The sequence below is a fragment of the Bradyrhizobium icense genome (genome assembly GCF_001693385.1).
Classification (GTDB): domain Bacteria; phylum Pseudomonadota; class Alphaproteobacteria; order Rhizobiales; family Xanthobacteraceae; genus Bradyrhizobium; species Bradyrhizobium icense.
The window spans coordinates 1672195-1688835 of sequence record NZ_CP016428.1 but is presented as its reverse complement, the minus strand read 5'-3'; the positions used below and the strand labels follow the sequence as shown (position 1 = coordinate 1688835).

Genomic DNA, 16641 nt, shown 5'->3' with positions numbered 1-16641 from the left:
CTATCCGACTCGACTGATTTGCTGGTCACCAAGAGTGACTTCGACAATACGAAGACCGCGATCGCTCAGACGCGATGGAAAGACGTCCTTTAGTCGCGCCTCGTGAACCGGTATTACGCGCTCTGCTTCGCCTCCCACATGAGCCAGCATCTCGTGCGTGGTGAGCAGCAAATTGGTCTGGCTCCCGGACGCCAACCCAATCGGTACGTAGCTACGATCGTTCGGATCAGTGCCTGTGAGGTTCTCGAAGCAGTAGACCAGGTCGCCAGCCAAAACCCACGCGTCCGACGACTGCTTCTTGCCGTCGTTCCGCACCAGAATGTACTGGCTCCCCGGAGTGTGGGTATCGTGCGCCGGAAACAGGTCAATCCCGGGCAGCACGTCTTCCATGACGCCCTCCACGCAGACCAGACGCCCCTCTCGCGCCAGCCTGATCGCGCGCATGATATCAGCCGGGTCTATGGCGGCTGTTAACCAACGAAGCTTTCGATCGAGCGACATTGCCCACACCCATTTGGACAATTCCCTCTCTTGAATGAAGAATTTTGCGTTTGGGAAATGGTCGGCCCCTCCGAAATGGTCGAAATGAGCATGAGTAACAAAGACGTGGGTTACGTCCTCCGGCGTCACGCCGCAGCTGTTCAATACCACGCCCGGGGAGTGCCAGTTCTCGATACCAAACCGGTCATTCAGCTCCTTGCCGTATGCGACGTTGTCGAATCCGACATCGACCATCGCCACGATTCCGTTGCCTTTGATCAACGCGTAACCGTAGGAAAAGCGAACGCTTTCGTCGAAGGCGCCGTGCAACGTGATCCCGCGCGGAAATTTGGACGTAAAGCCATACTCGAGAATCCAAATTGAGTAATTCTTCATTCGAACGACCTATTTGACGCCGACGACAACAAGCGGCTACGCCATCCGAACGTGCTCGGCGCAGCACGCCCGATCAAACGCGATGACCTCAAACCCAGGCAGTGCAGCCGCGGTCAATCTCAGTTGCTCCCACCCGTCTCTCAAGGACGAGAGCGCAGGATCCACGTCGGCAGCCAGGACCCGAGCCGCCTTGCACGACCTCAAAGCGTCTCCGATCAGCGACCCCGCCTTCACCAAATGATAGTGGTGGTGCGCGGCTCCCCGCGGAACGGTTGCGGACCGTATCCGCTCCATTGCGCCTTGATGCATGTCTTCTGCCAGGCGCAGCATCGGGTGTCCCCATGCCGCGGCCCTGCTTCCAGCCGTCGCCAAGAGCAACACTCCGGCGAGCTGCGTTGCAACTTGACGCAAATCCTCGAACGGCGATGCCATTCCCAACCCATAGGAGACGACAACATCATCGAGTTCGGCGCCGGGAATTACCAGGTCGGACCGCATTCATCACCGCCGATCGCGCTTCGATGCACACACCCCGAATATCGCCTCCGACACATAGGTCCGCCGTGGAGAGAGCAGCGATGGCTCACAGGCACACTGCGCTTCGTTTCCGGACGAATATCTAGCCGGATTTGAACGGATGCCGGCGCCGAAAATCATTGTTGACTTCATCCATGGTCATCCAGCGCACCCCCTCGTGTGCGCTGATGTGCGAGATCAATCTTTCGAGCATCAGGAGGACCTGCGGTCGTCCCGCGACATCCGGATGGATGGTGATGGGGAACACGGCATAATCCATCTCGCGATAGACCCAGTCGAATTGATCCCGCCACATCTCCTCGATGTCACGTGGATTGAACCATCCGCCGCTGTTGGGCGCCTGCTTGATAAACATCAGGGGAGGAAGATCGTCGATATACCAGTTCGTCGGGATCTCGACGAGATCAACCTCTTTCCCGTGGACTAGCGGCTTCATCCACTGCGCCGCCGGCTTTGAATAGTCCACCTTGGTCCAGGCCTCTCCCACCCTTGCGTAAAACGGCAGAAAGTCATGGTAAGCCTGAGTGTGACCGTATTTGAATCCATGCTCGAGCAGCAGATCAAACGTGTGAATCGACGGCTCCCACCACGGAGCGGAATAGCCACTTGGCCGCTTCCCGCTCACGTCCTCGATCAGTTCGATTGACCGCTTCAGGATATCCTCTTCCTGAGTTCGCGTGAGCTTCGTCGGCGGCTCGTGCGAATAGCCGTGGGCTCCGATCTCGTGACCCATTTGCGCAACGGACCTCGTCTGGTCCATGAACGTTTCGATCGAGTGCCCCGGGATAAACCACGTTGCTTTAATGTTGTACTTCTCAAGAAGCCTGAGGACGCGAGGCGTACCGACCTCTCCCGCAAAAATTCCCCGCTGCATGTCGTAGAGAGAGTCGCCTCCGCCCCACGAACCTAGAAAGCCCGCGACCGCGTCGAGATCAACGCTGAAAGTACATTGAATATTCTTTGGCATCGGCTTCCCCAAGCAAGCGGCGGGCGTCCCACACGACTTGCGCGGGGCTTCCACACCGTATTTCGCGTCGGGTTTACATCGACGGGAACACTTCGAATATTACAAAGTTTTGAACTTTTACTTTTCATGCGCGAAACATTATCCTCGAAGCTAGACTGTAAATGTCTCGGCTCTGCCCCTTTGTCAGTCCACCGCGCCATCGTACTGTTCGTCCGTCACGTGCTCCAGCCAACTCACATGCACATCATCAACATTGCTCTCCTGAATCGCGATGTACGTCATCGTGTTCGTTGAATGCGCGCCGTGCCAGTGCTTTTCGTTTGGGGGTATCCAAATGACGTCCCCTGCTCGTACCAGCCGCCCTTTCTGCCCCCACGCCTGCACTCTTCCTACTCCCGACAGGATGCACAACGTCTGGCCAAGCGGATGAGTATGCCACGCGGTGCGTGCTCGCGGCTCAAAGCGAGCAAAGCCCGCACGGACCCTTGCCGGTTCCGGCGCGGCAACGATCTGTTCGCGCCACACCGTCCCCGTAAAGTTATCAATTTCGCCAAGGCGTGACTGCCGTGATCCGACAGGAAAGATATCCATAGCTAGCGTTCCACGTTTGATGGTTGAATTATTGCTGGAGCGTTGTGGTGCGTCGCTCGATCGCGCGAATTACGGCAGCCATGTCATCGTGACCAAGGCCGAGTTCGTTCGTCTCGCGAAACAACCCATGACAGGTATCCAGAATCGGCGAAGCTATTCCTCTTTTGCGCGCAGCTTCCACAATGAGGCCCACATTACTCAGGACGTTGGCGATCGATGCTTGCACTGAAAAGTCACGGGAAACCATTTTTTCGACCTTCACACGCGAGACATCGCTCGCCAGCGGGCTCGCGTCCAGGACCTCGACCAGGATGGAGAGATCCAGTTTGTGACTACTCGCAAAGTGAACGGATTCAGCCAGACCAGCCACCACTGCGGTCAAAAACAGATTTACCGCAAGCTTCATCTGGAGTGCGCTCGGCACCGCTCCGCACACAATGGCGCTCCGACACAATGGCACGAGGAGTTGACGGACAATTTCCAGGTCATGCGGACTGCCCGCAAGCATTGCCACGAGCTGTCCCGACTCGGCGGGCTTGCGAGAGCCAGAAACAGGCGCCTCGACATAGCGGCCGCCGGCAGCCAGGATATCTCTTTGCAGTCCTTTTGAATACACCGGCTCGGTCGTTGCCATATTGACTATGAGCCGCCCTCGAACGGAACGGGCAAAGCCCTCCTCGCCTCTGCGCAGGATCGCATCAATGGCCGGTCCATCGACAAGCATCATGATGGTGGTTGCACAAAGCGCCAGGACCTCTTCGGGTCCTTGCGCAACTTTCGCCCCCGCCCGGGCTACCTTTTCGCACTTTTCGCGCGATCGGTTCCAGACAACCAAAGGTGTACCGGCCCTGATTAGATTCAGGGCCATTGGCTCGCCCATGGCACCCAAGCCGATAAAGCCGACGGGAATTTCGCGATCACTCATCATCGTCAACTACTCGTTTGATATGCTTGCGGTCACCCTCGTCCCGCGCGTGAACGTCGGAAGCCGTTTTGCTGCCGTTGGCACAACCACCCCCGCCATCGGGGATTGTCCGCGAACCGAGCGCAATCCGGACTCAGCCTCCAGTCCCGACTTCATCTGGCAGGATCCGGCTTCTTCCTGCGGGTGGACACTATCGCCTCGGCGCGACATTCAAAAATGGATACTTGTGAAGTCAGACTTCGCGATAATCAAATATACGGTCGCGCTCTGATATGGAATTCTCGATGCGTGCGGGTTGCCGCTCAAGCGCCAGGCACAAGCCATTTGCCCGATGGCCGCATCGGATATGAAAGGTATTGGCTTTGCGTAGGTGTCGGCATTGCGACATGATCAATCCGGTCGATGGCGCCCTTGCCTTGTCCCGACATCCTATCATCCTGTTGTAGAAGGTAGCGCATGCAAAAGCGCCGATTTATCCAATGCGACGTATTCACCTCAACGCCAACCAAGGGCAATGGCCTTGCGGTCATTCTTGATGCCGAGGAGTTGGACGCCCGGCAGATGCAGGAGTTCGCCGCCTGGACCAATTTGGCTGAGACCGCGTTTCTCCTCCCGCCGACGACTCCGGCAGCCGATTACAAGGTGCGAATATTTACGCCGGCGCGGGAAATGCTCTTTGCGGGGCACCCCACTTTAGGCAGTTGCGCGGCTTGGCTAAGGTCAGGAGGGAAGCCTCGATCTTCGGGCGCCGTCGTTCAGGAATGTGGCGTCGGGCTGGTGACGATCGACGTCAGCGGGGAAGTTCCGGCTTTTGCTGCGCCACCGACGAAAATCGAGCCGCTGCCAACTGAACGGCTTCGTGCAATCACGGAGGCTCTTTGGATCATTCCCGAGCGAGTCGTACGTGTGGCCCAGCTTTCGAATGGGCCGGTATGGCAAGTGCTCCAACTCAAAAGCGCCGCAGACGTCCTGGCTGCCGATTCCTCTCGCACCCGCTACCCGCATTCCTTGGCATCGGCCTGATCGGCCCGACACCGATCGGATACGAGACACAATTCGAAGTGCGGATGCTCAGCCCGTCCAGTGGCATGCTGGAAGACCCAATCACGGGATCGCTCAACGCGGCCATTGGCTGCTGGATGTACAGCACGGGTCAATGGACCAAGCCCGTGGTCGTGGCCCAAGGTACTTGCATTGGCCGTCAGGGCCGCGTCTTCCTGCGCTATCATGAACCCAGCAACACCGTCTGGGTCGGAGGCAACGTTTGCCACCTCATTGAGGGAACACTCACGCTATAGCGTGTCCGGCTCCCGACTTTAGCAAAGGCCACCATAACCGGCCCTGATCCAGCTACGACTCAGCTTCCGGGAAGGCCGGCCGTTCCTTCCGGACCCATTGCTGAACAGACGGTCGCCTCCACTGCGCGCTTGCATAATGCGCCAGACGATCTGGAACATCATCACCGTTCAATATCAATCGGTTCAGCATCAGCGCCAGATCACCATCGGCAATTGACCAGCGGCCATAAAGGTACTCGCCTCCATGGCTGAGCCATTCAGCAGCCGCTGAACAGAACTTCTCGACAGAAATGGCTGCGTCGCTCGACAGAGGAGCGATACTCTGCTGATAGAAGATGCTCGACGTGGGCCGCTCCTGACGGATCGGCATGAAATCGCTCCGCAGCCACGCCTGAAGCTGACGCGCTCTCGCGCGCAACGTCGATTCCACAGGAAATATCGGCGGATCAGGATAAACGTCGTCCAGATACTCCGCGATCGCGGATGATTCCGACAGGGCAAATTCACCGTCCAAGAGTGGGAACCCGTCGCGTAAGAGATAGCCTTGCATACTCGGGCGTATTGTTCGCTCTCGTCCGGAGATCTATGGCCCGTATTTCAAACGAAATGCCCTTCTCAACGAGAGCGACGAACGCAGACATGGCATATGAGAGACGTAAACTCAGAATCTACATAGAGAAACATGGCGCCATTAATCCAACTCGGGCACACATCATTGCTAATTCCCTTGAGCTTCATCGCGGAGCTGCAGGATGCCGAACTTAGGACGTTCCCTTCAGGTAGCGTTGGGATCGACGCAGCAATCTCATCTGTCCTCAAGCATCTTCTGCGTAAAGACCGAATCAAGCCATCTGCCGAATTTGCGCCCTACCTGCTTGAAATGGGCCACTTCCTCAAATCCCAGCCGTGCGTGGAGAGCCCGGCTGGCAACGTTCTCCGCATCAATCCCACCCACCAGAACATGCTTGCCCAAGCTCGTTGCCCGGGCAATAAGTTCGCCCATGAGCTGACGACCAATCCGCTGCCCCCTGCAGTCAGCCCTGACATGAACGGAATGCTCAATCGTATGTCTGTAGCATGGCCACGCCCTAAATTCACCGAATGAACAATACCCGGTCACTCCGGAGCTATCTTCCGCAACAAGGATTGGGTCTCTTTCGAAGATTGAACCAGTCGCGGCGGTCTTCGTAGGACACAGGGTCCTCAGCATAGATTGCGGTTGAATTCGCGATCACTTCATTATGTATGACGAGGATCTGCCGCAGGTCAGTTTCAACTGCGTCTCTAATCTGCATAATTCTTTCTCGACGATGCCCAATCGATCCTTAACCGAGGCCGCCACCAAAAACCCCGGATGATTATATATCAGTACGCTGAACCGCGCTTTAGATATGCAGCCGAAAAGACAACTCATCCGCCACTCTCTGCAGCGATGCCAGTGCCGACGCGTCGCCGTGCCAGTCACCAGAACATGGTCCTCAGCTGGTGATCCAGTATCGCGATTCGTCTCGCTACTTCGTCGGAGGGCAGTCCAATATCATTCATCAAGCGTAGATTAACCCCCACCGATTCGCGAGCCCGGCGCCTCCGGCTATATTCACGACACTTCTTCCTAATCCAACTCAGGCCAGAACGAAAATATGAGGACCGGCGTGATCGAGATGACTTTCCTGGAATTTCGACAACTCCCCTTCGCTACCCGGCCTACCGCAAGCTCACGCCGCAAAGCTAATCGCTTGCCATGCATTCCTGAAACGAGTTTTTCAGAAGTTCCTCTTTTGGATATCGCAACCGCCGTTCAGCCCTGACTACTGAACGACCTGTCCGCCCGCAGGGCTCGCCATCGTCGCCACGCTGATGACCATCGGTCCAATCTTCATCGACCGTCGCCCCAATTGTCGGATGCAGCCAAGCGGCCACAGAAGCGGCACTCCGCCGTTCACCGGGTTACCCGGACACTCTCGCGACTGCGCCGTGCCTGAACTGACGTTCCCCAGACGTTGACGGCCAGGCCGGCCATCACAATCGCGCAACCACCGATCTCCACAACAGTCATCGGCTCCCCAAGCAGAAATCGCGTACTGGCTATTCCAGCAACCGGCACCAGCAGAGCGAAGGGAGTAACAGTTGCGGCCGGATACCGACTGAGAAGATCTGTCCACCTGGAGCTGCATGACCACTGAAGATAGTCCTGCAGGCATTCCAAGATGGATGGCCGTAAATAGCAGTCCGAATTGCACAACTCCGAGCATGAACCCGAAAGCAACCACGAATTTAGCCGCTACCTTGGGAGGTTTCACGAAGACGATCGCAGGAACGGCAGCACACAGGAAGCGGAGGCCAGTCAAAAGCAATGGCGGAATTTCCCGAACGCCGATCTTGATCGCACGAAATTGCCCCCAAGGATGATTACCACCAGCAGTGCAACCAGGATGTCCCGAGATTTCATTAGTTTCTCTTTTCGCTGGGCGCTCGCACCCGGGGTCGCAGCGGTCGACGTCCAGCACTTCTTCCGCGACCGTAGAGATCGTGAACCGATCCGTTTCCTCAATCAGATGCGTCGCAACCGCACTATTATCCGCCGTGACGTCCCCGCGGAGAGGGGTCTCTCCTCACACAAGAGATCACCCTTGATCCTTCAGCTCGATCTCAAGAAACACAATTTCCGAAGTCGTTTCGTTATGCACATCGTGATCGACCCCGGCCTTCCGAAAGTAGGATTTGCCGGCGTCGATTCTTGCCCGCGAGCGTTCGCCGTTAGCAGCGAAAACGGTCATCTCACTGGTGGTGATTGGCACGATGACGTAGTCCATCTCGTGCACGTGGCGACCGGTCGAGCTACCAGGAACCAGCCGCCACTCAGTCACGCGAACTTCGGGGGTATCGACCTGAATGTCGGCCCTGGCGGGATGCATTTGAATATCTCCTAGTCGCAGGATTCTAGAATGCCGCCCATGCGATGCGGGAAGGAAGTTCCCTTCAAGTTCATATCGCTTGCCAACTCGGACCTGGAGAGCGACGCAGGCATGGCTAACAATGTTCTCGGGACTGGATAAGCCGATTTTTTTGAACTGACGCTTCACATATTTCGAACTCTGGTGTCGAATTGACCACCGCACGGCGTAATACCGAAAGGCCGTGCGAGGATCCCCATCGCGACCATCCAATTCCGATTCATTGATGTTTTACTTCAACGCTATCCGGATTTTCAAACCCATGGATTGTTACTAGTTGAACGAGGCGGCGGGCTGCGCGCCTTCCATCGGTCAGCTGGCGATCTAGTCGCAAGGAGGTCCGTTTCGCGACACTGGTTGCCAACTCCATGTGCAGCACGCGGAACCGAGAGCACTGATCGGCACGTTTTAGTTTTCACAGGGCACAACAGAATTAATTCAGTCGGTGGTATTAATGAACAGGCCATTCCCCGTGGAGTTCCGCATCGAAGACTCGATAGCTCACGTTACCCTCAATCGACCTGAGGTCGGCAACGCCATCAACGCAGCACTTGTGAACGAAATCGTGCGGATTGCGCGCATTTGCGACAGCGACAAGAGCGTTCGGGTCGTCTTGCTGACCGCAAACGGAAAGATGTTCTGTGTCGGAGGTGACTTGACGCTGTTCTCGAGCATGGGAGATCAAGCTGAGGTCCAGCTGAAGGAACTTGCGGATCAACTGCATAAGGCAATCTCGATTTTTGCGCGCATGGACGCACCTTTGGTAATCGCGGTAAACGGAATGGCGGCCGGCGGCGGCTTTAGCCTTTGTCTGACCGGCGACTATGTTGTTGCGGCTGAGTCCGCCAAGTTTACGATGGCCTATACTTCCGCTGGATTGAGTCCCGACGGCAGTTCAACATATTTTCTGCCACGCCTCGTGGGTATTCGAAAAGCGCAGGAGCTGATGCTCTTGAATCGTACCCTTTCGGCCCAGGAGGCTGCGCAATGGGGATTGATCGCGCTTGCAGTCCCCGATGAAAAGCTCAACGACGAGGCACTCGCCGTTTGCCGGTCCTTGGTACAAGGACCACGGCATGCACAGTCGGCGGTCAAACGGTTGCTGTTCTGCTCCTTGCAAAACGGGCTTGAGGAACAAATGGAACTCGAAGGACACGAAATCTCTCGCGCGGCGGCATCACCCGAAGGAAGAGAAGGCATAGCCGCCTTTATCGAAAAGCGTCGGCCTCGATTCTAGCCATGGCCTGCTTCCAACCGGTCTCAGCGCTTGTAGAGGCAGTAGCAGCACTTTGCGCTTTTCTGCATTGATCGTGGCGGACGCGCCGTAACAGGACCATTGGGATGCATTTGTCAATTTCAGCAGTACTTAACCGAGCAATCGACAGGTACTTTTGGATCTTCCGGATCAGTTTCCCTTTCTGACTGATAGGGAAAGACCGAACGCTACCAGAAAGCGCGGTCCACATGGAATATCTAGCATGGTCAATGCCCAGCGCCGTGGTGCTGGTGTCGATTGTTCTGGGATTTCTTAGTCCGATTGGGGCCGGCTTGGTGGGACAATTCTCACGGTCTCCATCACGTTTTCGGTGGCGCCAAGACCGCTCGATGCCACTGAGGCGTTGCGCGCCGCATGCGAGGGTGGCTCGCAGCGCTCGTCGGGCTTATCATCCTCGGCGGCGGCCCGTTCTTCCGCGAAGCGGTTGCGGCGCGCGAAACCGGACTCCCGGAACTAATACACTCGCCGGGTATGCAACGCGCGCGTTGCTTTGACGCCTGCTTCCTGATTGCCCCTTCATGGAAGCCCTAACGGGCTATGGCGTCGGCTAGGTTGCCGCGATCACGATGTTACAGGGCGCGGGACTCGCGCCGCTACATGTGGCGGTCCTGGCGTTGCTCAGCCAGACAATGGCTCCGTGGGGTGCACCAGTCGACAACCCCTCTTGTTTCAGCTTGGAACGATACTCGCTGGCATGCGGATCCGGAGGCAATCAACATTGCTCGCTCCGTCCCGGATCGCTTCTAGCGATTGTCGCAATCGGCTTCGAGCCTGCGGTAAGGATTCAGACCGCTGCAACGCTGCGGGTTCAAACGTGCATTGGCGTAGATTTGGCGCGCCATGGCCGATGAAGATGGGCACTGTTTGTTCGCTGTTCCCCTATTACGCCGTAGCCCGCCACGCGTTTCAATTGCTGACAACGCAAGGACCTACGCCTTTCCGCTACACTTCAGGCCGATCTTATCGTTTCCGCCGGCGAGCACCGCCGCCGAGCCACCCGAAGAGCCGCCGGGCGTTTTTTTAGGTCGTATGGATTATTGGTGGTGCCGTAGATGTCGTTATAGCTCTGCCAATCAGCGAGCCCCACCGGCACGTTGGTCTTGCCGAGGATCACCCACCGGCCTCCTTCACGCGGGCAATCGCGAGCGCATCTTCCGCCGGTTTGAAAGCCTTTTGTGGGATGTAGCCCCAGGTCGTGGGCAAGCCTGCGATGTTGAACGATTCCTTTACCGTCAGCGGCAGCCCCAATGTAACTTCTTCTCGCCGCGCCAGAGCATGGCATCCGCTTCGCGCGCGGCAGCAAGCGCTCGATCGAAATCGCGCACGCAGATCGCATTGATCTTTGCCGTCGTGCTGCTCGATGCTATTGATAGTGTGCTGCGTGAGCTCGACCGACGAAACCTTCTTCGCCGTGAGCGCGGCCGACAACTTGACGGCGCTCCCAAAATTCCATTCCGATTTGACCAAGGCATTCTCCTGCTCACGACGGCGGCGATGATGTACAGTTTTGGCCGAACGCTGCAAGCCGGTACACCAATGAGTGTATTCAAGTCATCGCACCTTTCGTTCACTGTCGATGTTGCCTGCGTCGTTGACCGACGATATCCATAATTCGTCCGATCAACGATAGTCGGCGATCGAATCGATCTCGATGTTGTCTCGGGAGGCAGTGGAATGGTTCTCGCAAGGTCGGATATTCAGGTGGAGAGTTCAGAGTTCGCGTCACCGAATGGCGACTGGCGCCGGGCGCCGCTACCGGCCGTCACGTCCACGACATGGATTATGTTATCGTCCCAATGGCAACGAGTGAGATGACCATCTTCTCTTCCGACGGAGATCGTTCGAAGGCGTCCATTAGTCTCGGCAATTCTTGCTTCCGAAGGGCGGGGTCGAGCATGATGTTAAACGAGACCGAATCCGAGATTGTCTTCCTTGAGATCGAACTCAAGGAGTCGGTGTGAACGGGAAAGTATTCACTCCCATCGCATCGCGGGAACGGCTCCTTTTGCAACGAGCATGATGGCACACACGCCGACAAGGATCGCCACCACGATGCCGCCGAAAGGCCATGCACCAGCATAGACACGTCTTTCGAGGTGTGGCACCCCGGCCAGCACACAGCATGTCGCCACCCGCGCAGGCGACAGCATCGTCAACGCTGCGGCGCCGACATTCTGGATCGCCGCGATCCATCCGGGATCGAGATACGCCTCCCGTGCCAGCGAGATTTGCGCCGGCATCAGTAAACCGTTCGACGCGCTGCCGCTGCCCGTAATAAAGCCGAAGAGGCCGGCGAGCAACGGGACCGTCAGCGGCGCACCGGCGCCAAAGAGTTGCCGTACACCCTGCCCCAACGCTTCAGCCATGCCGGAGGTTGCCATCAGCTTCGCCATCGTTAGGAAGAGCAAGATCGCCAGAACAGATCGACAGCCCCGCTGGCATGCCGACCAGGCCACTTTAACCATAGCAGACGGCTTGACCGACAGGATGGTCACGCAGCCGATCAGAACGAGCCAAGTCGCGGGGTGCGTCGACGGGTGCAACGACGGGCCATTGCCGAGCGGCTTGAGGACGGCCACGCTTTCGAGCGCCGGTGCAATTCCGGACAATACCCGGCTAGCGAGAAGGCCGAGAATGAGGGCCGCATAGGGTACACATGCCTTCGCCGCTCTCCGCAATCGGGCAGCCGATGGGCGCTCGTAAAGCCAGAACCGCAATGCAATAAGCGCACCGAGCGTCGTCACGCCGGCACTCTCAGGACCGATCGCAAGGTTACAGATAACGAGCAAAATCGCGATCGTTGCGATCCAGCAAAGTTCCTCGATGTGTCGAACGGCATTGGCCTCGACGCCGGCAGCGCGCGCCACACGCCAAAACATCGCAAGCCAGCCCGCCAGTAGTGGCAGCGTCAGCACTGCGCTGTACGTTCCAAGCAAGGTGGGCGTCAATCCGGACAGCGTCGCCCCAACCATGGTGCCGTTCGCCATGGCACCCCACGGAACCATTGTCTGGCTCAGCAGCGCCATGATCGCCAGGTGCCGCCCTCGTAGCCCTGCCCTTTGCAGCGCCGAAATCGCGGCAACCTGGCCAACTCCGTAGCCGGTCACGGCCTCCATGAACGGTCCGATCAGGAAGCACGCGTCAAAACATCGGGCGCGGCGGCTGGCCCGCGGCTCCGCGGCCTCGACGAGATCGCGCTCGCGCGCCGCGACTGCTTCGTGGAAGAACAGGCCTGCGAGGATCACCAGGCCCACTAATGTGGCAAGCCACGCAGCTTCACCCATCACCAGGGCGGCAGCCGGCAGATCCAATGGTTTGGGCGCAACGGAGAACGCTACGGCAGCCGTTGAGATTGTCCCGAGCAGGCCCGCGCCAACAGGACCGAGAAATCCGACAACGACCGATGCCAATACCACCGCGATCGGCAACGACCAAACAAGATACTGCATGTTTCGTCGGGTTCCTTGCACTCGCTGACTTCGTTCCAAGTGCGTCCGGCTCGGAAGACCATCACGAACTGCGCAATCACGTAACTAGCTGCTTTACGAGCAGCTTCCCAATTGCTCTCACAACCCCGACGATCGTCGCGAGCGCTGTCGCAATGAGTTTCATCACCGATCGCCGGAGCCAAACGACTGATCTTGCATTCGGCAATGACAACGTCTGCGACCACCGAAACAGCGGCCAGGCGCAGGCTGTGTAGCTATCAAGCTTTCTCGCACGCGATAAGACTGTTGTTGTGAACCAGCGCTTCAAGAGAATCGAACGATGTGGCGGCGGCGTCCGACGACCGGCAGGCATAAGTAGCGAAATGCAAGTGGAAATGCGCAGTTCAGAAAAGGCAGCTTATTTCTGATTGGGTACTATTTGTCCGACGTCGCCGGAAGCGAAATGAAGCAATTGTTCAGCTTTGCGGAAGCCACACTTCAATTCTATTCGATGCTTGCTCCCCTCGCGACCTGCTACTGTAGGACGTCTTGCGGGCAACACATCGCGTTTAAGATTCGTTCCGCAGCTAGATGACGATCATCGTGACGACGTCTTCTCAATTCGTCGGCTGACCAGGGAGGAATCATGAGCGCTTCGTCGCGCGGAAAGGCGCACGGACAAGGCGATGGCGTTCGTGCAGGGCGCGCACACCGGGCGACTCGCTACGATCGGAAGGGATGGGTATCCATACTGCATACCGCTTCTCTTCGTCTGGATGGACGGCGGTGTCTTCCTTCACGGCACCAATGCAAGCGGACACCTCCGCCAGAACATCGATCACAGCGCTCTCGCATGCTTCGACCTGGATGAGGCAGGCGAGGTTTTCGACTACCGCCGCTTCGAATGCGATTCCGGCATTGCAGCGTCGTGATCTTCGGTACGATAAGCCTGGTAACTGACTCCGCGGTAAAGCAGACCTCCTGCGAACGACTCATGGAAAAGTACGGCAAGCCGGCCACGACCCGCCCTAAAGGGTTCTTCCCACGGCTAGACTGGATATCGGTCTACCGGCTAAGCGTCGAACAGATTACTGGCAAGGAGCAAGTGTTGCCACCGCTCGAACGGCAATGGCCAGCGCAGGACAGGACCAAGACACCGAATGCCGTTGTCAAATAATGGAACGACGCCATATTCGCAGAACCGTCCGATCGCAGAAGCACCGCCGCATAAACAAATCGCTGAAACCGAGCCGCGGGATCGAGCAAGAAAAGGCCCATGGATTTTTCGCGCACCAATCACCAAGGCGAGCTCGTTGCCCTGGTTCAGGTCTTTTGCGAGCAGCACTGCTCCCCCGACTATGTAACGCACCTGGACCAGCAGCCGCGCTTCCCTACGTCGGCCTATACCGCCATGGCCGACGCCGGAATTCTCGGTTACTGGCTGCCCGCTAAATATGGCGGTCATGGCGGCGGTTTCCTCGATGGGCTTCTCATTCGAGTAGCGGGCGCGATTTCCGACGCCACGGGAAGTATCGCCGCAGGCTTCTGGATGTCGCCGGTTCTGCTGGCATCGCCGAATGCGTGAACTTCCTGCAACGTCCACCGACGCCGGGAGTCAGCGTGACGTGACGACGACCTGCCTTTTTCGCATTCGAGTCAGGCGTCCATCCACGTAGAGGCAGGCGTCTCTAACGGTCTTTACAACGGAAGGAGAGTTATGATGATCACCGCTATCACCACGTTTCAGTTGCCGAAGCCGATCACACGGGACGAGGCCCGACGCATATTCCTGAGCACAGCTCCGACATATCAGGGCGTAACGGGTCTCTTTCGCAAGTGCTATGTCCTGTCCCAAGACGGCAGCACGGTCGGCGGAATCTATCTCTGGAACTCCCGCGCTGAAGCCGAGGCGATGTACTCCGAAAGCTGGAAGGTCTTCGTACGGGAGAAGTACGGTTCAGATCCTTCAGTCACGTACTTTGACAGCCCCGTCGTCGTTGACAACATAACGCACGAAGTCCTCTCGGATTAGTAGCTGAGATCTTTGGCGGCGGCGAGGGATCGCGTTGGCGCGACTGGCGCACGCGGCTGACTCAATCACAATGATCGTTAGGGAGACGAATTATGCAGGATCGGAAGGGCGGCTGCCTGTGCGGGGCGGTGCGTTACGTGTTGAAGAGCGCGCCGCGGGCAATCGCAATATGTCATTGCACGCACTGCCAGAGGCAGAGCGGAAGCCTGTTCTCCTTCAATCTCGTCATACGAGAGGCTGATTATGATCAGCGGGGCGAGACCATGGTCTATGTGGACGAGGGCGATAGCGGGCAGCCGGTCTATCGTCACTTCTGCGGGAGCTGCGGGTCTCCAATCTTTGCGAAGACTGCACTGGCGCCCGGGAAGGTTGTGGTGAAGGCAGGCACTCTCGATAGCATGGAGGGATTGCAGCCGAAGACCGAGATTTATACCGATCATGCGGTGAAATGGCTCGCGCCGGTTGCGGGCGCTGCTCGTTTTCCGCGGAATCAATGACCCTCCGGTGCGGCGACGCGCGTTGATGCTGCTCCACGTTACCTGATTGGTCACAGATCAACGCGAGTCCTAACCAACGTTGAAAGACACGTCTCTTAGAACGGACGTCATCAGAAGGGCAGCGGGATATCTAATGACAAGTCAAAAGTTGCGAGCGCCGCATGCGGGTTTGTCAAATGCGCAGAGCGGTGGATCGTGGCGGAACGTCGCCCTTCTCGTCTTCGTGGTCCTGGCTTGGGGGCTCAATTGGGTCGTCATGAAGATAGTGGTGCAGGAAGTTACGCCTCTTTGGGCGGTGGCGATGCGCACCATTTTGGCGGTCATCGTACTAGCTCCTATTCTTCTGCTCACAGGCCAATTCATCATACCCACTCGAAGCGATATTCCAGTTGTCCTCGCGATAGCCTTGTTTCACATGGTCGCGTTTGCGGCCTTGATGGCAATCGGACTAAAATACGTCTCGGCCGGCCGTACGATTGTTCTCGGCTATACCACACCGCTATGGGTCGCTCCTGGCGCCTGGCTGTTCCTCAGCGAGCCGATACGGCCTCGGCAGATAATCGGAATAGTGCTCGGCCTTTCAGGATTGCTTCTTATGTTCGACCCGAATGCCTTTGACTGGAGAGACGCCAAGGCGCTTCTGGGTAACGGACTAATTCTCTGTGCCGCTATATTCTGGTCGATCAGCATCCTCTACACCCGCGCGCATCAATGGACGGCAACGCCGTTTCAACTTGTGCTTTGGCAGACCGTGCTCGCCGGCGCTCTCCTCTCAGCTCTTGCGTTCACTTTTGAAGGCACGCCTGAAATCTCATTGAGCGCGAGTGCACTCCTAGCGCTAGCCTACAATGGCGTCGTCGGCACTGCACTTGGCTATTGGGCCATGACCGTCGTCAACAAGGAACTACCGGCGATATCGACTTCACTAGGTGTGCTAGGCACCCCTGTGGTCGGCATCGGCCTGTCTGCCCTCATTTTGGGAGAAGCTGTGGATCCCAAATTAATGGCTTCGGCGCTCATGATCTTAGTAGGCATCGCTGTCGGAACGAGACTGCCGTTGCCCAGCTGGCTATCTTCTGCACTTGCGGCCAGCCTGCACCGTATCACCGCACGGAGCAACGGATCCCACACCAAATGAGGACCCCTGAGTGTTGGCGTCCAGCAACCCCGGGCATATCGAGATGAGACGCCAGGGTCCACTTGATCGAGACGGTGGTGCAGAGCATGGGCAGCGATGCTGCTCTGGACGCGCCGAACCTG

At 57.5% G+C, this 16641-nt stretch carries 18 protein-coding genes and 2 pseudogenes; 9 read left to right on the top strand and 11 right to left on the bottom strand.

Features of this window, described 5'->3' with window-relative positions; genetic code table 11:
- The 4 genes from LMTR13_RS08045 to LMTR13_RS08025 all read right to left on the bottom strand — a co-directional run bounded on the left by LMTR13_RS08045 (position 1) and on the right by LMTR13_RS08025 (position 3896).
- Positions 1 to 876, bottom strand: a complete 876-nt coding sequence (locus LMTR13_RS08045; protein ID WP_065727427.1) for an N-acyl homoserine lactonase family protein — start codon at positions 874 to 876, stop codon at positions 1 to 3.
- Between the two features lie 619 nt (positions 877 to 1495).
- A complete protein-coding gene (locus LMTR13_RS08035) occupies positions 1496 to 2380 on the bottom strand; it encodes a polysaccharide deacetylase family protein (protein ID WP_065727425.1) in 885 nt (294 codons plus the stop codon).
- Positions 2381 to 2563: 183 nt separating this feature from the next.
- On the bottom strand, positions 2564 to 2971 hold the full coding sequence (locus LMTR13_RS08030) for a (R)-mandelonitrile lyase (protein ID WP_065727424.1): 408 nt from the start codon (positions 2969 to 2971) through the stop codon (positions 2564 to 2566).
- Between the two features lie 28 nt (positions 2972 to 2999).
- Complete coding sequence (locus tag LMTR13_RS08025; protein WP_197521141.1) at positions 3000 to 3896, bottom strand: NAD(P)-dependent oxidoreductase; 897 nt, start codon at positions 3894 to 3896, stop codon at positions 3000 to 3002.
- A 456-nt stretch (positions 3897 to 4352) separates the two neighbouring features.
- Between LMTR13_RS08025 and LMTR13_RS08020 the strand changes: the two genes are divergently transcribed.
- Positions 4353 to 4919 carry a PhzF family phenazine biosynthesis protein gene (locus LMTR13_RS08020; RefSeq protein WP_197521033.1) on the top strand — a complete coding sequence of 189 codons (567 nt, stop codon included), beginning with the start codon at positions 4353 to 4355 and terminating at the stop codon, positions 4917 to 4919.
- Complete coding sequence (locus tag LMTR13_RS43535) at positions 4829 to 5194, top strand: PhzF family phenazine biosynthesis protein (RefSeq protein ID WP_418219758.1); 366 nt, start codon at positions 4829 to 4831, stop codon at positions 5192 to 5194. The genes LMTR13_RS08020 and LMTR13_RS43535 overlap by 91 nt, the downstream gene beginning before the upstream one ends.
- Before the next feature lie 52 nt (positions 5195 to 5246).
- Here the strand turns inward: LMTR13_RS43535 and yfcF are convergent, their stop codons facing one another.
- From yfcF to LMTR13_RS08005, 4 genes and pseudogenes are all read right to left on the bottom strand, one after another.
- Positions 5247 to 5708 (bottom strand): glutathione transferase, encoded by a 462-nt coding sequence (gene yfcF / locus LMTR13_RS08015; protein ID WP_210184854.1) that lies wholly within the window; start codon positions 5706 to 5708, stop codon positions 5247 to 5249.
- A complete protein-coding gene (locus tag LMTR13_RS43530; protein WP_210184853.1) occupies positions 5698 to 5835 on the bottom strand; it encodes a hypothetical protein in 138 nt (45 codons plus the stop codon). Before LMTR13_RS43530 ends, yfcF begins: the two co-directional genes overlap by 11 nt.
- A 164-nt stretch (positions 5836 to 5999) precedes the next feature.
- Positions 6000 to 6489: pseudogene (locus LMTR13_RS08010) on the bottom strand (GNAT family N-acetyltransferase).
- Positions 6490 to 7818: 1329 nt separating this feature from the next.
- A complete protein-coding gene (locus LMTR13_RS08005) occupies positions 7819 to 8109 on the bottom strand; it encodes a cupin domain-containing protein (RefSeq protein WP_065727422.1) in 291 nt (96 codons plus the stop codon).
- Between the two features lie 511 nt (positions 8110 to 8620).
- Here LMTR13_RS08005 and LMTR13_RS08000 point away from each other — a divergent pair.
- Positions 8621 to 9385 (top strand): enoyl-CoA hydratase/isomerase family protein, encoded by a 765-nt coding sequence (locus tag LMTR13_RS08000; RefSeq protein ID WP_210184852.1) that lies wholly within the window; start codon positions 8621 to 8623, stop codon positions 9383 to 9385.
- Between the two features lie 988 nt (positions 9386 to 10373).
- On the opposite strand, the gene LMTR13_RS42200 is transcribed toward LMTR13_RS08000, so the two are convergent.
- Together LMTR13_RS42200 and LMTR13_RS07995 are read right to left on the bottom strand one after the other, a co-directional pair.
- Positions 10374 to 10538: an amidase family protein gene (locus LMTR13_RS42200; protein ID WP_236843303.1), complete on the bottom strand. Its 165-nt coding sequence runs from the start codon at positions 10536 to 10538 to the stop codon at positions 10374 to 10376.
- Positions 10535 to 10891: an amidase family protein gene (locus LMTR13_RS07995; RefSeq protein WP_236843302.1), complete on the bottom strand. Its 357-nt coding sequence runs from the start codon at positions 10889 to 10891 to the stop codon at positions 10535 to 10537. Before LMTR13_RS07995 ends, LMTR13_RS42200 begins: the two co-directional genes overlap by 4 nt.
- A 207-nt stretch (positions 10892 to 11098) precedes the next feature.
- Between LMTR13_RS07995 and LMTR13_RS42195 the strand changes: the two are divergent.
- Positions 11099 to 11385, top strand: a pseudogene (locus LMTR13_RS42195) (cupin domain-containing protein).
- Positions 11386 to 11397: 12 nt separating this feature from the next.
- Here LMTR13_RS42195 and LMTR13_RS07985 read toward each other — a convergent pair.
- A complete protein-coding gene (locus LMTR13_RS07985) occupies positions 11398 to 12540 on the bottom strand; it encodes an L-lactate permease (RefSeq protein ID WP_197521031.1) in 1143 nt (380 codons plus the stop codon).
- 998 nt (positions 12541 to 13538) lie between these two features.
- Here LMTR13_RS07985 and LMTR13_RS07980 point away from each other — a divergent pair.
- From LMTR13_RS07980 to LMTR13_RS07955, 5 genes are all read left to right on the top strand, one after another.
- Entirely contained in the window at positions 13539 to 13784 is a 246-nt protein-coding gene (locus LMTR13_RS07980) for a pyridoxamine 5'-phosphate oxidase family protein (RefSeq protein WP_065727418.1), read from the top strand.
- Positions 13785 to 14128: 344 nt separating this feature from the next.
- Positions 14129 to 14437 (top strand): acyl-CoA dehydrogenase family protein, encoded by a 309-nt coding sequence (locus LMTR13_RS07970; RefSeq protein ID WP_065727416.1) that lies wholly within the window; start codon positions 14129 to 14131, stop codon positions 14435 to 14437.
- Between the two features lie 135 nt (positions 14438 to 14572).
- Positions 14573 to 14884 (top strand): monooxygenase, encoded by a 312-nt coding sequence (locus tag LMTR13_RS07965; protein ID WP_065732515.1) that lies wholly within the window; start codon positions 14573 to 14575, stop codon positions 14882 to 14884.
- A gap of 92 nt (positions 14885 to 14976) precedes the next feature.
- Positions 14977 to 15381 carry a GFA family protein gene (locus tag LMTR13_RS07960; protein WP_065727415.1) on the top strand — a complete coding sequence of 135 codons (405 nt, stop codon included), beginning with the start codon at positions 14977 to 14979 and terminating at the stop codon, positions 15379 to 15381.
- Between the two features lie 133 nt (positions 15382 to 15514).
- Complete coding sequence (locus tag LMTR13_RS07955; RefSeq protein WP_065732514.1) at positions 15515 to 16519, top strand: DMT family transporter; 1005 nt, start codon at positions 15515 to 15517, stop codon at positions 16517 to 16519.
- Positions 16520 to 16641: the final 122 nt, after the last annotated feature.

Coding starts and splice junctions, on each gene's coding strand:
- LMTR13_RS08030 (WP_065727424.1), bottom strand. CDS start 2,971: ATGGATATCTTTCCTGTCGGATCACGGCAGTCACGCCTTGGCGAAATT.
- LMTR13_RS08005 (WP_065727422.1), bottom strand. CDS start 8,109: ATGCATCCCGCCAGGGCCGACATTCAGGTCGATACCCCCGAAGTTCGC.
- LMTR13_RS07985 (WP_197521031.1), bottom strand. CDS start 12,540: ATGGAGGCCGTGACCGGCTACGGAGTTGGCCAGGTTGCCGCGATTTCG.
- LMTR13_RS07965 (WP_065732515.1), top strand. CDS start 14,573: ATGATCACCGCTATCACCACGTTTCAGTTGCCGAAGCCGATCACACGG.
- LMTR13_RS07955 (WP_065732514.1), top strand. CDS start 15,515: ATGACAAGTCAAAAGTTGCGAGCGCCGCATGCGGGTTTGTCAAATGCG.
- LMTR13_RS43530 (WP_210184853.1), bottom strand. CDS start 5,835: ATGTCTGCGTTCGTCGCTCTCGTTGAGAAGGGCATTTCGTTTGAAATA.
- LMTR13_RS07960 (WP_065727415.1), top strand. CDS start 14,977: ATGCAGGATCGGAAGGGCGGCTGCCTGTGCGGGGCGGTGCGTTACGTG.
- LMTR13_RS08025 (WP_197521141.1), bottom strand. CDS start 3,896: ATGAGTGATCGCGAAATTCCCGTCGGCTTTATCGGCTTGGGTGCCATG.
- LMTR13_RS08045 (WP_065727427.1), bottom strand. CDS start 876: ATGAAGAATTACTCAATTTGGATTCTCGAGTATGGCTTTACGTCCAAA.
- LMTR13_RS43535 (WP_418219758.1), top strand. CDS start 4,829: ATGGCAAGTGCTCCAACTCAAAAGCGCCGCAGACGTCCTGGCTGCCGA.
- LMTR13_RS08020 (WP_197521033.1), top strand. CDS start 4,353: ATGCAAAAGCGCCGATTTATCCAATGCGACGTATTCACCTCAACGCCA.
- LMTR13_RS08035 (WP_065727425.1), bottom strand. CDS start 2,380: ATGCCAAAGAATATTCAATGTACTTTCAGCGTTGATCTCGACGCGGTC.
- LMTR13_RS07980 (WP_065727418.1), top strand. CDS start 13,539: ATGGCGTTCGTGCAGGGCGCGCACACCGGGCGACTCGCTACGATCGGA.
- LMTR13_RS07970 (WP_065727416.1), top strand. CDS start 14,129: ATGGATTTTTCGCGCACCAATCACCAAGGCGAGCTCGTTGCCCTGGTT.